General features: G+C 52.0%; 10 protein-coding genes and 3 tRNA genes. 8 read left to right on the top strand and 5 right to left on the bottom strand.

Annotation, left to right across the window (positions count from 1 at the left end; genetic code table 11):
- Positions 1 to 4: 4 nt before the first annotated feature.
- Positions 5 to 739 carry a fumarate reductase iron-sulfur protein gene (gene frdB / locus OGV85_RS02740; protein ID WP_003025540.1) on the bottom strand — a complete coding sequence of 245 codons (735 nt, stop codon included), beginning with the start codon at positions 737 to 739 and terminating at the stop codon, positions 5 to 7.
- Positions 732 to 2,522, bottom strand: a complete 1,791-nt coding sequence (gene frdA, locus OGV85_RS02745; RefSeq protein ID WP_003025543.1) for a fumarate reductase (quinol) flavoprotein subunit — start codon at positions 2,520 to 2,522, stop codon at positions 732 to 734. The genes frdB and frdA overlap by 8 nt, the downstream gene beginning before the upstream one ends.
- A 324-nt stretch (positions 2,523 to 2,846) precedes the next feature.
- Here frdA and epmA point away from each other — a divergent pair, with 324 nt between their 5' ends.
- The 4 genes from epmA (at position 2,847) to OGV85_RS02765 (ending at position 6,928) form a co-directional block, all read left to right on the top strand.
- Positions 2,847 to 3,824, top strand: a complete 978-nt coding sequence (epmA, locus tag OGV85_RS02750; RefSeq protein ID WP_003025546.1) for an elongation factor P--(R)-beta-lysine ligase — start codon at positions 2,847 to 2,849, stop codon at positions 3,822 to 3,824.
- Between the two features lie 214 nt (positions 3,825 to 4,038).
- On the top strand, positions 4,039 to 5,541 hold the full coding sequence (yjeM, locus tag OGV85_RS02755) for a glutamate/gamma-aminobutyrate family transporter YjeM (RefSeq protein WP_003025549.1): 1,503 nt from the start codon (positions 4,039 to 4,041) through the stop codon (positions 5,539 to 5,541).
- 358 nt (positions 5,542 to 5,899) lie between these two features.
- A complete protein-coding gene (locus tag OGV85_RS02760) occupies positions 5,900 to 6,613 on the top strand; it encodes a hypothetical protein (protein ID WP_032948365.1) in 714 nt (237 codons plus the stop codon).
- Positions 6,614 to 6,928, top strand: a complete 315-nt coding sequence (locus OGV85_RS02765; protein ID WP_003025555.1) for a YjeO family protein — start codon at positions 6,614 to 6,616, stop codon at positions 6,926 to 6,928.
- An 89-nt stretch (positions 6,929 to 7,017) separates the two neighbouring features.
- Here the strand turns inward: OGV85_RS02765 and mscM are convergent, their stop codons facing one another.
- From mscM to rsgA, 3 genes are all read right to left on the bottom strand, one after another.
- Complete coding sequence (mscM, locus tag OGV85_RS02770) at positions 7,018 to 10,332, bottom strand: miniconductance mechanosensitive channel MscM (RefSeq protein ID WP_061547588.1); 3,315 nt, start codon at positions 10,330 to 10,332, stop codon at positions 7,018 to 7,020.
- A gap of 17 nt (positions 10,333 to 10,349) precedes the next feature.
- Entirely contained in the window at positions 10,350 to 11,318 is a 969-nt protein-coding gene (gene asd / locus OGV85_RS02775; protein ID WP_061547587.1) for an archaetidylserine decarboxylase, read from the bottom strand.
- A gap of 92 nt (positions 11,319 to 11,410) precedes the next feature.
- Complete coding sequence (gene rsgA, locus OGV85_RS02780; RefSeq protein WP_170974257.1) at positions 11,411 to 12,463, bottom strand: small ribosomal subunit biogenesis GTPase RsgA; 1,053 nt, start codon at positions 12,461 to 12,463, stop codon at positions 11,411 to 11,413.
- 105 nt (positions 12,464 to 12,568) lie between these two features.
- Between rsgA and orn the strand changes: the two genes are divergently transcribed.
- The 4 genes from orn to OGV85_RS02800 all read left to right on the top strand — a co-directional run bounded on the left by orn (position 12,569) and on the right by OGV85_RS02800 (position 13,719).
- Positions 12,569 to 13,114, top strand: coding sequence for an oligoribonuclease (gene orn / locus OGV85_RS02785; RefSeq protein WP_003839477.1), 546 nt, complete (start codon positions 12,569 to 12,571; stop codon positions 13,112 to 13,114).
- A gap of 185 nt (positions 13,115 to 13,299) precedes the next feature.
- Positions 13,300 to 13,375, top strand: a tRNA-Gly gene (locus OGV85_RS02790).
- Positions 13,376 to 13,412: 37 nt separating this feature from the next.
- Positions 13,413 to 13,488 (top strand) — tRNA-Gly (locus tag OGV85_RS02795).
- 155 nt (positions 13,489 to 13,643) lie between these two features.
- A tRNA-Gly gene (locus OGV85_RS02800) sits at positions 13,644 to 13,719 on the top strand.
- The last annotated feature ends 2 nt before the right edge of the window (positions 13,720 to 13,721 follow it).

The following is a 13,721-nucleotide window of genomic DNA, read 5'->3' on the forward strand; positions in this document are numbered from 1 at the left end:
CTCCTTAGCGTGGTTTCAGGGTAGCGATAAGAAAGTCTTTTGAACTTTCAACTTTACCCTGCTGAATGGCCGCAGCCGGATCGACGTGTTTCGGGCAGACTTCGGAGCAGTAGCCCACGAAAGTACAGGTCCAGACGCCGTTCGGGCTGTTCAATTGAGCCATACGCTCCTTCTTACCGTGGTCGCGGCTATCTTCGTTGTAACGATGCGCCAGCGTAATCGCAGCCGGTCCAATGAACTCAGGGTTCAGGCCGAACTGCGGGCACGCGGCGTAGCACAGACCACAGTTGATGCAACCGGAGAACTGATGATACTTCGCCATCTGCGCCGGAGTCTGGGTGTTTGGACCCTGATCCGGTGTACGCGGGTTACCGATGATGTACGGTTTGATCGCTTCCAGGCTTTCGATAAAGTGCGTCATGTCGACGACCAGATCGCGCTCAATCGGGAAGTTACCCAGCGCTTCAACCTTCATGCCGTTTGTGTAATCACGCAGGAAGGTTTTGCACGCCAGTTTCGGTACATTGTTGACCATCATGCCGCAGGAGCCGCAGATTGCCATACGGCAGGACCAGCGGTAGCTCAGGTCCGGTGCCAGGTTATCCTTGATGTAGCCCAGCGCATCCAGCAGTGACGTGGTTTCATCATAAGGAACTTCGTAGAAAGCACTGTGCGGCGCGGTATCGGTTTCCGGGTTATAGCGCACCACCTCAACTTTCAGGTTTTTCATCTCAGCCATTCGCCTTCTCCTTCTTATCGGCTGCTTCCGCTTCGCCACCGTAAACACGTTTAGCCGGTGGCAGAGTGGTGATTTTCACGTCGCTGTATTCCAGGCGAGTCGTGCCGTCAGCATCGCGGAAGGCGAGGGTGTGTTTGAGGAAGTTCACGTCGTCACGCTCGGTACAGCCTTCATCCAGACGCTGATGCGCGCCGCGGGATTCTTTACGCGCCAGCGCGGAGTGCGCCATACATTCAGCAACGTTCAGACCGTGACCCAGTTCGATGGTATACAGCAGGTCGGTGTTGAAGACGCTGGAGGTATCAGTGATACGTACGCGCTTGAAGCGTTCCTGCAGTTCAGCCAGCTTATCAACGGTTTTCTGCATCAGTTCCGGCGTACGGTAGATACCGCAACCTTCTTCCATGGAGATACCCATTTCATCACGGATCTTAGACCAGTTTTCGTTACCTTCCTGGTTAACCAGATCTTTCAGACGTTTTTCAACGCCAGCAACCTGTGCATCCAGAGCAGCACTGTTTGCAGCGCCAGCCGTTGCAGCGCGTTCCGCAGCTTGTTCACCGGCCATACGACCGAAGACCACCAGTTCCGCCAGAGAGTTGGAGCCCAGACGGTTAGCGCCATGCAGACCAACAGAGGAACATTCGCCGACAGCGAACAGACCTTTAATGCGGGTTTCACAGTGCTGATCGGTTTCGATACCGCCCATGGTGTAGTGTGCTGTCGGACGTACCGGGATCGGTTCTTTAACCGGATCGACACCCACATAGGCTTTCGCCAGTTCGCAGATGAACGGTAAACGTTCGAGCAGTTTTTTCTCGCCGAGGTGACGCAGGTCCAGGTGAACCACATCGCCACGCGGAGTGGAAATGGTGTTGCCTTTGCGCCATTCGTGCCAGAAAGCCTGAGAAACTTTGTCGCGCGGACCGAGTTCCATGTATTTGTTTTTCGGCTCGCCCAGCGGGGTTTCCGGACCCATGCCGTAGTCTTGCAGATAACGGTAGCCGTTTTTGTTGACCAGGATACCGCCTTCACCACGGCAACCTTCTGTCATCAGGATACCGGAGCCTGGCAGACCCGTCGGGTGATATTGAACGAATTCCATATCACGCAGCGGAACGCCGTGGCTCAGCGCCATGCCCATACCGTCGCCGGTTACGATGCCGCCGTTGGTATTGTAACGGTAAACACGACCAGCGCCGCCCGTTGCCATTACGACTGCGTTAGCACGGATCTGCACCAGCGTGCCTTCCATCATGTTCATGGCAACCAGGCCGCGGGCATGACCCTCGTCCACCAGGATATCCAGAACGAAGTGTTCGTCAAAGCGCTGAATCTGCGGGAACTGCAAAGATGTTTGGAACAGCGTATGCAACATGTGGAAGCCGGTTTTATCTGCGGCAAACCAGGTACGCTCGATTTTCATGCCGCCGAAGCGACGTACGTTGACGCTACCGTCTTCACGACGGCTCCATGGGCAGCCCCATTGTTCCAGTTGCGTCATTTCAGTTGGGCAGTGGTGGACAAAGTAATCCACGACATCCTGCTCACATAGCCAGTCTCCGCCTGCTACCGTATCGTGAAAATGGTAGTCAAAGCTGTCATGATCCTGCGCGACAGCAGCAGAGCCGCCTTCGGCAGCAACGGTATGGCTGCGCATTGGGTACACTTTTGAGATCAGTGCGATTTTAGCGTTGGGATTTGCTTGTGCGGCAGCAATTGCAGCACGTAATCCCGCGCCACCGGCGCCTATAATGGCAAGATCGGCTTGAAAGGTTTGCACGACATTCCTCCAGATTGTTGTTATTTCATCCCCGCCTGAAATCAGATGCTTCATCGGCTTCAAACAGGTTATGAACGCGTTTCCACTGCTCCTTTATAGGTACAATAGTATAGTCTTAGGGATGTGCGGGAAATTTGACGTGTTCGATTTTTTTAGCGTGTCACAGGGGGGAATTATCATTGAATTTGATTAATTTAATTACTAAACCACCCTATGTCGCTTTTTTTATCCAATTGCCAGTGCTGATTACTGCTGCCTGAAATTTGTCTCGTTAGCGCGATACGAGTAGACTTCGTGCCCTTGTCTTAAATCGGAGAAACAACCATGAGCGAAACGGCAACCTGGCAGCCGAGCGCGTCCATCCCCAATCTGTTAAAACGTGCAGCAATTATAGCGGAGATTCGCCGCTTTTTTGCCGATCGTGGCGTGCTTGAGGTTGAGACCCCTTGTATGAGTCAGGCAACGGTAACGGACATCCATCTGTTCCCGTTCGAAACGCGTTTCGTTGGCCCTGGACACTCCCAGGGGATGAATCTCTATTTAATGACCAGCCCTGAATACCATATGAAGCGCCTGCTGGTGGCAGGGTGCGGCCCGGTGTATCAACTGTGCCGCAGCTTCCGTAATGAAGAGATGGGGCGCCATCATAACCCTGAATTCACCATGCTTGAGTGGTATCGTCCGCACTACGATATGTATCGGCTGATGAATGAGGTGGACGATTTGCTTCAGCAGGTGCTGGACTGTTCGCCTGCGGAAAGCCTCTCTTACCAGCAAGCCTTCCAGCGTCATCTGGAGATAGACCCGCTGTCTGCGGATAAAGCCCAGCTGCGGGAAGTGGCGGCGAAATTGGATCTCAGCAATATCGCCGATACCGAAGAAGACCGGGACACCTTACTGCAGCTGCTGTTTACGATGGGCGTTGAGCCGCATATTGGTAAAGACAAACCGACGTTTGTGTATCATTTCCCGGCCAGCCAGGCATCACTGGCGCAAATCAGTACCGAAGATCACCGCGTGGCTGAACGTTTCGAGGTTTATTACAAAGGTATTGAGCTGGCAAATGGTTTCCATGAATTGACCGACGCGCGCGAGCAGCAGCAGCGGTTTGAACAGGATAACCGCAAACGTGCCGCACGAGGCTTACCGCAGCAACCTATCGATACCAACCTGCTGGAAGCGCTGAAAGTAGGCATGCCGGATTGCTCAGGCGTGGCGCTGGGTGTTGACCGTCTGGTGATGCTGGCGCTGGGCGCAGAGAGCCTGGCCGAGGTTATCGCATTTACCGTCGATCGCGCATAACTTACTCTTCCGCAATACAAAGTGGCGGCTTAATCGCCACTTTGTAGCATATTTTTTCATTTCCCCTCTAATAGCCACAATTTATACCTGGATATTTGATATCGTTTAGGTATCAATTCTGTGTTGATTTTTTTATCGCTGAACTCTGCAAAGAGAGCAGTGCCAACCGGTGAGCGGCGTTTGTTAAACGCTTGCCAGAGTAAGGGATGGTTTAATGACCCAAACAATAAAAAAGATGAGCCTGCCAGGTCTCATTCTCATGATATTTACGTCAGTTTTTGGTTTTGCTAATAGCCCCTCCGCATTCTATTTAATGGGGTATAGTGCAATACCGTGGTATATATTTTCTGCATTATTATTCTTTATTCCATTTGCTTTAATGATGGCGGAAATGGGTTCTGCCTATCGGAAAGAAGAGGGTGGAATCTATTCGTGGATGAATAATAGCGTTGGACCGCGCTATGCCTTTATCGGCACGTTTATGTGGTTTTCTTCTTATGTGATATGGATGGTAAGTACTGCGGCGAAAGTCTGGGTACCTTTTTCAACCTTCTTGTTTGGCGCAGACATGACGCAGCACTGGCGTATTGCAGGGCTTGAGCCTACGCAGGTTGTCGGGCTGCTCGCCGTCGGCTGGATGATCCTGGTGACCTGCGTGGCATCCCGGGGTATTAATAAGATTGCGCGTATTACGGCAGTAGGCGGAATTGCCGTAATGTGTCTTAATTTAGTTCTGTTGTTAGTGAGTGTCGCTATTTTGTTATTAACTGGTGGCCACTTTGCACAGGATATTAATTTCATCTCCTCACCTAATCCCGGATATCAGTCCGGGCTGGCAATGTTGTCATTTGTTGTGTTTGCCATTTTTGCTTATGGCGGAATTGAAGCTGTAGGGGGACTGGTTGATAAAACAGAAAAACCAGAAAAGAACTTTGCTAAAGGCATTGTTTTTGCCGCTATTGTCATTTCTGTTGGTTATTCACTGGCCATCTTTTTATGGGGCGTTAGCACCAACTGGCAGCAGGTATTAAGCAATAGCTCGGTCAACCTCGGCAATATTACTTATATCCTGATGAAGAGCCTCGGGATGACGTTGGGTAATGCGCTGCATCTTTCCCCTGAGACCGCGATGGTGATGGGTGTATGGTTTGCACGTATTACCGGGCTTTCCATGTTCCTTGCCTATACCGGCGCTTTTTTCACCCTCAGCTACTCACCGCTGAAAGCGATTATTCAGGGCACGCCGAAGGCGTTGTGGCCCGCGCCGATGACCAAACTGAATGCCGTAGGGATGCCGACGACGGCAATGTGGTTACAGTGCCTGCTGGTGAGCCTGTTTATCCTGTTGGTTTCATTTGGTGGCGATACGGCGTCAGCGTTCTATAACAAACTGACGCTGATGGCGAACGTCTCCATGACGCTGCCGTATCTGTTCCTGGCACTGGCGTTTCCGTTCTTTAAAGCCCGTCCGGGTCTGGAAAGACCGTTTGTGGTCTTTAAAACCCGAGCGGCGACGCTGCTGGCAACGGGTGTGGTCGTTCTGGTGGTGACGTTTGCCAACGTGTTCACCATCATCCAGCCGGTAATTGAAGCCGGGGACTGGAACAGTGCCTTGTGGATGACCGGCGGCCCGATCTTCTTCTCGCTGCTGGCGATGGCGATTTATCAGAACTACAGCCGCCGCGTTGACCGTCAGCCGGTTCTGGTGACAGAGTAAATTGGGCCGTGTAGGCCGGATAAGGCAATGCCGCCATCCGGCAATCAGTATCGAATTGCCTGATGGCGCTACGCTTATCAGGCCTACAAGACCCACACTGTAGCCCGGCCTAACGCAGTGACGCCGGGATTTCCCGGTGCGAGTGTTAGCGACGTTATTACTCATACACATCGTCCATAAATAATATGGTATTTATGGACGATAGATTAGTGTTGTAATTATTTTTTAGATAAATGCTATTTACTGTGAATTATATCTTTAATCAATTGCTTTAAATGTTTTTGATATTTTATGTTTCTGTTTCTCGCTTAATGTAGTATCCAGTGGTTTACTTATCTTTTAAGCTAAGGACAGTGACATGCGTGATTCGGTTATTTTCTGTAAGGTCGACAGCTATGGTTTTCCACATTGGAATGGTGTGGATTTTCTTCGTTGGAAAACTCTTCCAACAAATTGGCGTTTTGATACTGGGACTGCACATTTATGGATATATAAAACAGCATGGTTAGTTTATCATAGAAATATGCTAAAAAAATCGGCTGAGGAAGCCCAAATCCCTCTATTGTTGTTGGCTGGTGTCGCTGCAGCAGAGGTGGGGGGGACGCCAGAAAGATTTAAGTCAGTGGGTGTATTACAAGTCAGACAAATTCTGGAAACTATCTCGCGAAGGGAGGATAAGGCCTTATCTAATGCTACTTCAGTTGGTTCTATCGCAATACAGCTGGGTGTGGCCGCTAGCACGATGGGCATCAGGCCCGATAAGTTGACCTCTTTTGAGCAGTTTCAGCTATCGAATTGTCTGCTGGATAATCGCTTTAATATTCGGGTTGTCGCGTTTCATTTGCGCGATCTTATTATGTTAAGTTACCCTGGGAAAGATACTGCTCATCTTACCGATGAGCAAATTATTATTATTGGCTCAAGATATAATCGTGGTACCCAACGAGAAATTCAAAGCATTACTGATTCTATTTCTGCTCCGGTTGGTACTAAACAGCGTGAATACAGTGAGTATGGGCGGCGAATTATTGAGAAAAAGACAGCAATAATGGAAATTATGCGAGGAGGATGAATGAATTCGAAAGCCATATCGCTGAATGTTATCTGGGGAACAGTAAGTTTCGTTCTGATTATTATTTTCTCTACCCAGGATAAAGAGTGGTTTATCGATGGGCTGGGGGTTAATAATATTTGTGACCTGATGACCTATGTTGAAAGTGATGATATCCGTGATGCTGGTATTATCTTCACGCTCCCGCTTTTTATTCCCTATATCTATGTCATTGCATACAGGAAGCAGCGTAGTTTCTGGCAGTTACTGACGGTGACGGTATTGGTTTGCTTTTGGCTATGGCGCTTCTTCCTGCGATACCAGTTCTGCCTGTAATCCAATAGTCTGGTAGCCCGGCCTAACGTAGTGACGCCGGGATTTCCCCGGCGTCGGTGCTAGCGCCCCTCGTCCGGGCTACTCAGGTATTACAAACTTCCCGCCGGGCGACTGCCTCTGCCCGCAGAACTTAACGTTCTCCCCGTTTGCTTACCGCCGAGGCTCTCCAGACGCATCTGGAACGGTGGGAACGGCATATCAATACCGTGCTCGCGGAAGCCTGCCAGAATCAGTTGGTGGATTTCATGGCGCAGCGGCATGCGATGCCCCATTTCAGCGGCATAAATACGCAGTTCGAAGATTTGAATTCCTTGTTGCAGGTCAACCAGGAAGACTTCTGGCGCCGGGTTATCGATAACCAGCGAGCAACGATGTGCGGCAGTCAGCAGGATCTGCGTAACCTCCTCGCTGTTAGCCTCCGACGGTGCCGGGATGGTTAACACCACACGGGTAACCGAATCGGATAGCGACCAGTTGATAAACTGTTCGGTGATAAAGGCTTTGTTGGGTACGATGATCTCTTTGCGGTCCCAGTCGCTGATAGTGGTGGCACGGGTATTAATTTTCGTCACGCTACCGGTAAGATCGCGAATTGTAACCGTGTCGCCAATGCGGATTGGCTTTTCAAACAGGATAATCAGGCCGGAAATAAAGTTGGCGAAGATCTCCTGCAAACCAAAGCCCAGACCGACACCGAGAGCCGCCACCAGCCATTGCAGTTTGGACCACTCAATACCGATCATCGAGAAACCCACCAGGCCGCCAATCAGCATCAGAAGATACTTAGTGATAGTGGTGATGGCGTAACCGGTGCCGGGGGTTAAATCCAGATGTTGCAGTAGCGCCAGCTCCAGCAACGCGGGTAGGTTGCGCACTAGCTGGGTGGTGATGATAAACACCAGAATAGCAATGAGCACCGCGCCCAGCGTTATCGGTTCTAAGCTTTCCACGCCCTGCACCGTGGAGGTGACATCCCACAACGAGATGTTTTCCAGGAAGCCGAAAGCGGAATGAATTTCTGACCATAGCACAATGACCGAGAGCAGGGCGATAAGCATCAGGATAGAACGTACCAGGCGCAGCGATTGCGCGCTGATTGCATCCAGATCCACTTCGCTTTCATCTACATCGATCGTACCTTCAAGGCTGGTGGAATGAGGTGGTTCCTCTTCGCCCCGCGCACGTTGCGCCAGCATTTCGGCGCGTCGATGTTTGGCGCGGTCAAACGCAAGGCGGCGGCGCTGAATTAGCATCCAGCGGCGGATGACGTGATACACCACCAGTAATAAGAACCAAATCGCCACGGATGTTTCCAGGCGTGCCAGCAGGGCTTGCGATGTGGCGAGATAACCCACTGCCGCGGCGAGAATGGCAATCAGCGGCGCGCCCATCAGCATATTCCACAGCATACTATTGACCATGTTATCGCTGTTGCCCTCTTTATCGAGGTACAGCGGTATCCCGGCGCGTTTCAGGCTCAGGGTCACGACCGCCAGCGCACCGCAAATCAGAATAAAGCACAGACGTCCCAGTGAGGCGGAGAATTCCCGGTCATTGAGATTATCAAACATAATCACCGCCATGATCAGCGGGACAATCAGTCCGATGCTCATCAGGTAGTAGTGCATGGCTTTCGCGACGCGGTTACGTGGCCAGCCAAAGTGGGCAATGAACAGACCGTTGGGACGCGCAAAGGTGGCGCAAATCATTACCGCCCATAGCATAGGCACCGTGGCGGTAACGCCATCGCCGATAGCAACAGCCAGCGGGTAAGGCCAGGCTTCCTGCAACCCGTAACCGAGCGTTGCCCATAACACCGGCAACGGAGAAGCGACGAGTATTGACCAGAATACCGTGCGTATTGTCAGCCAGAAATGGTCCTGGGTGACTTTCCCGACTCGCGCGGACGAGCGTTCAAGGAAACGGGTGAAGTGCTTGCGCGAAGAGAGGCTAAAGCCAACCAGCACCAACGCCGCGAACAGCGGCAATAGTGTTTCTTTGCTGGTCAGCATCATGACGCTGGCTTTACCCAACTGATTAAACGTATCTAATGAGATCAAACGCCGCAGATCCTGAACGATGTCGACAGGCCAGGAGAGCGAGATGGGACTGACGTCTGACGTCCAGAACAGATAGCGGTGCGTTGCTTCGTTGACCTCTTTTAGCGCATCTTCCAGTTGGCTGTTGGAGACTTTGAGCTTGGTCAGCTCAAGGATCAGCGTATCGCCGCCCTGTAACAATGAGTTCAGCAGCTCGCGCTGGGTGCGTAGCTGGGCGTTGAGAATGCTGCTCTGTTCAGCGGTCAGCGGTTGTCCATCGGCCTGATGAATCTGACGCAGCTGCGGCTGTTTGTTGAGGAGATCCTCATAGCGCATACGGTGCACGCGAAGCTGCGCCATTTCGGTATCCAACTGCTGGGGCTTGGGCATTTCCGGCAGACGGGATACCTGCGCGCGCAGCGCTTCTCCCAGCATATTTGAAACCCCAAGCCACTGAGACTGCTCTCGCAGCGTATTCAAGGCCTGGCGGACCTGCAGCGTTTGGCTGGCAGCCTGACGCTGCTGCGAGGCGACCAGGTCCATACGTTGCGCCTGCTGGTTCAAGGCCTGAGACAGCTCGCGGTTAACCTTGAACTGATCGACAATACCTTCCGGCAGTCCCGCGCTGTTTTCTGCCAGCAGTTCGGTACTTTCCAGCGCTCGCTCTGCTTCACGCTGGCGCTGACTGTTGAGTTGATTGCGCAAAGCCTGCAGGTAAGTGTCGAGTTGTTGACTCTGCTTTTCCGCCAGTTCGGAGCGCATACGCGCCAGTTCCTGACGGTTATTGGCGGAAAGCTGTGCCAGCTCCAGTTCATCGACCAGGGCTTTAAGTTTGGCGGATTCAGCTTGCATCGCCTGATTCTGCGCGGAATTGCCGTTGGCGGTACCAATGCGCCGCTCAAGCTCATTGAGCTGGCGGCGGGCATCGGTTTGCTGTTGAGGAAGCTGGCTTAACGAGTCGGCGATTTCCCGGGCGCGATCCTGCTCCTGCTGGGCCTGACGACTCTTTTCCAGCAGTTGGCTGCTAACCTGGAGGATCTCCTGGTTTAATGCATCGGTAGAGAGTCCGGTTGGCACATTGCGCGGTTCATCGCGCAGGTTACTAAGCTGTGCGCGTAACGTTGCGGACAGCTTGGGGAAGTTATCAATAACCTGCTGATATTGCTGTGCGCGCTCGAGAGAGCCTTTCCGCTCCTCAAGGGCATTCATCGCGGACTGGAGCGCCTCGACGGTTTCTGGCTGAGCGGGTTTTGCCGCTTTTGCCTGCTCCAGTTCCTGTGTGAGTTGTTTGGCATCGGGGGCCGTCGCAGCGTACGCCCCCAGGCTGAGGCACCAGGCCATCAGAAAAGTGATAATCAGGCGCACAGCAGCGATTCCTATGTTTAACTTTCGTCTTTTTTGTCGTCAACCAGCGGGCTGGCGTCGTGTTCTGCTTCGATCTCTTCTTTCGCCAGCGGGGCCGGTTCTGTCTCTGGCGTCACGAAAGTCTCGGTCGAGATGGCCATTGGTTGGCCGATTTTGGTCACGGAAAGATCCTGCAACTGCTCAACCAGGTTAACTTTGCTAGGTGCGAACAGGTTGATGACGGTGGAACCGAGCTTAAAGCGGCCCATTTCCTGACCTTTCAACAGCGCCACCGACCCTTCGCTTTCGCCTTCCGGCCAGGTCCAGCGCTTGATGACGCCTTCACGCGGTGGGGTAATGGTGCCAGCCCATGTGGTTTCAATGCTGCCGACGATAGTCGCGCCGACCAGAATCTGCACCATCGGACCAAATTCGGTATCAAACAAACAGATTACGCGTTCGTTGCGGGCAAACAGGTTCGGTACGTTTTGCGCAGTCAGGATGTTTACAGAGAAGAGATCGCCCGGCACATACATCATTTCACGCAGGATACCGTTACACGGCATGTGTACACGGTGGTAATCGCGTGGAGACAAGTAAGTGGTTACAAACGTACCGTTGCGGAATTTTTCCGCCATCTGATAGTTGCCAGCCAGCAGCGCTTCAAGGGTATAACTGTGCCCTTTAGCCTGCAGCAATTTGTCTTCTTCGATGTTGCCTAACTGGTTGATCACGCCGTCAGCGGGCATGACCAGTACGTTTGGATCTGTATTAATCGGGCGAGCATCGTCGCGCAGCGGGCGAACAAAGAAGTCGTTAAAGGTGCGATAGCTGGCGGTGTCCGGCTTTTGCGCCTCTTTCATATCGACCTTGTAATATTTCACGAACAGATCGATAACCAATTTGGTCAGCCATCCCGCTCGTTTGCTCGCACCCCAACCCGCCAGGCGAGTGAGCCATAGTTTCGGCAGAATGTATTGTAGCGAAAGCTTAAATGAGTTTAACAAGGTAGCCTCCAGGCCATAATTTGTTCCCGATCCGGCATGTGGGCCGGATCCTGAAAAAAGGGGGACGATTCTAGCGATGCTTAGCTTAGTTGTCAGTTGTCTGTATCAGAAAAGTTTTTACGCGTTTTTACCTGCGCCATGCTTTCCAGGATGCGGTGATAATTTTCAAACCGGGTTTCGGCTATGGCCCCTTTTTCTACAGCCTCACGGATAGCGCAGCCTGGATCGGTATCATGCTTGCAGTCGCGGTATTTGCAATGGCCCAGGTAGTCATGAAATTCGACAAAGCCATGCGTGATTTGTTCCGGCTCCAGATGCCACAGTCCGAACTCACGTACGCCAGGGGAGTCGATAACGTCGCCGCCGTGCGGGAAGTGATACAGGCGAGAGGCCGTGGTAGTGTGCTGTCCAAGACCGGAGTTGTCGGAGACATCGTTGGTCAGGATCTCTTCTTGCAGGCCGAGAAGATTATTGAGCAGGCTGGATTTACCTACGCCCGACTGACCGGCAAAAATGCTGATGCGATCGGTTAATGCTTCTTCAAGCGGTTTCAGGCCGTCTTTAGTGCGGCTGGATACCATCAACACCCGATAGCCAATGTTGCGATAGATATCCATCTGTTCGTTAACGAAGGCCATGCCTTCATCATCCAGCAGATCGATCTTATTCAGTACGATAATTGGTTCAACATGTAGCGTTTCGCAGGCTACCAGATATCGGTCGATAATATTGAGTGACAGCTCGGGTAAGATGGCTGAGACAATAACGATCTGGTCGATGTTGGCGGCAATAGGTTTTACCCCGTCGTAAAAGTCGGGACGTGTCAGTACCGAGGTACGATCGTGTACCGCTTCAACGATACCTTTGACATTCACGCCTTCAGCCGCCGCTTTACCCGGGCGCCAGACTACGCGATCGCCAGTAACCAGCGAGCGAATTGTACGGCGGATATTGCAGCGGTGAATTTCACCGTCAGCAGACTCTACGTCGGCATGCATGCCAAAACGGCTGATAACGATGCCTTCAGCGGTTTCGCCAAACAGGTTGTCGTCGTAGTCGGGCTTCTCCGTGGACGTTTTAAGACGACGCTGGTGATTGGCGTTCACACGGCGCTGTTGGCCTTTGGAGAGTTTATTCTTACTCAATCGGACTGGCTCCTGGTCGCCCATGATGGGCAAAACATTTATGATACACACAATTTTAGATCAATGTAGTCACACTGAATGTGACGCTGAAGGGTGGAAAATAGCATGAGTGCCAATGAAAACAACCTGATTTGGATCGATCTGGAGATGACAGGTCTGGATCCCGAGCGCGATCGCATTATTGAGATCGCCACGCTGGTGACGGATGCCAACCTGAATATTCTGGCAGAAGGACCGACAATTGCGGTGCACCAGTCCGACGAACAACTGGCATTAATGGATGACTGGAACGTACGTACGCACACCGGTAGCGGGCTGGTGGAACGTGTGAAGGCGAGCACCATGGGCGATCGTGAAGCAGAACTGGCCACGCTGGCTTTTTTGAAAGAGTGGGTTCCGGAAGGGAAATCACCTATCTGTGGCAACAGCATCGGCCAGGATCGTCGTTTCCTGTTTAAATACATGCCGGAGCTGGAGGCGTATTTCCATTATCGCTATCTGGACGTCAGCACGCTCAAAGAACTGGCGCGTCGTTGGAAGCCGGAAATCCTGGCTGGCTTCACCAAGCAGGGAACACATCAGGCGATGGACGACATTCGTGAATCTGTTGCTGAGCTTGCTTACTATCGCGAACATTTTATTAAGCTTTGATTTTGTTCTCCGGTGGCTTGCGTCACCGGCTTTTTGACGCTAAATTGTTCAGCTTGATTGCAAAGTAATCACTTGAACGAATTTTCGAAAAAAACGTATTCAAGGGGGTTGCAGCTAAACGGATTTCTCGTATAATGCGCCTCCCGTAACGACGCAGAAATGCGAATTACGACAGCAACAAATTTGCGGGAATAGCTCAGTTGGTAGAGCACGACCTTGCCAAGGTCGGGGTCGCGAGTTCGAGTCTCGTTTCCCGCTCCAAAATTTGAAAATGCTTGTAAAGCAAAGACACACCCAAGCGGGAATAGCTCAGTTGGTAGAGCACGACCTTGCCAAGGTCGGGGTCGCGAGTTCGAGTCTCGTTTCCCGCTCCAAAATTTGAAAGTGCTTAAAAGCACAGACCACCAATCGCAGGATTTCGAATTGCGACAAGGCGGCAACTGAATGAGTCCTTAGGAGCTTACTGAAGTAAGTGACTCAGGCGAATGAAGGCAGCCAACGCAGTAGAGGTTCGAAAGACGAAGATTATGCGGGAATAGCTCAGTTGGTAGAGCACGACCTTGCCAAGGTCGGGGTCGCGAGTTCGAGTCTCGTTTCCCGCTCCAAA

The organism is Citrobacter sp. Cf132, assembly GCF_030333885.1.
Lineage (GTDB): Bacteria > Pseudomonadota > Gammaproteobacteria > Enterobacterales > Enterobacteriaceae > Citrobacter > Citrobacter freundii.

Excerpts from the sequence above, each read along its gene's own strand:
- OGV85_RS02760 (WP_032948365.1), top strand. The coding sequence starts at position 5,900 with ATGCGTGATTCGGTTATTTTCTGTAAGGTCGACAGCTATGGTTTTCCA.
- frdB (WP_003025540.1), bottom strand. The coding sequence starts at position 739 with ATGGCTGAGATGAAAAACCTGAAAGTTGAGGTGGTGCGCTATAACCCG.
- epmA (WP_003025546.1), top strand. The coding sequence starts at position 2,847 with ATGAGCGAAACGGCAACCTGGCAGCCGAGCGCGTCCATCCCCAATCTG.
- OGV85_RS02765 (WP_003025555.1), top strand. The coding sequence starts at position 6,614 with ATGAATTCGAAAGCCATATCGCTGAATGTTATCTGGGGAACAGTAAGT.
- yjeM (WP_003025549.1), top strand. The coding sequence starts at position 4,039 with ATGACCCAAACAATAAAAAAGATGAGCCTGCCAGGTCTCATTCTCATG.
- orn (WP_003839477.1), top strand. The coding sequence starts at position 12,569 with ATGAGTGCCAATGAAAACAACCTGATTTGGATCGATCTGGAGATGACA.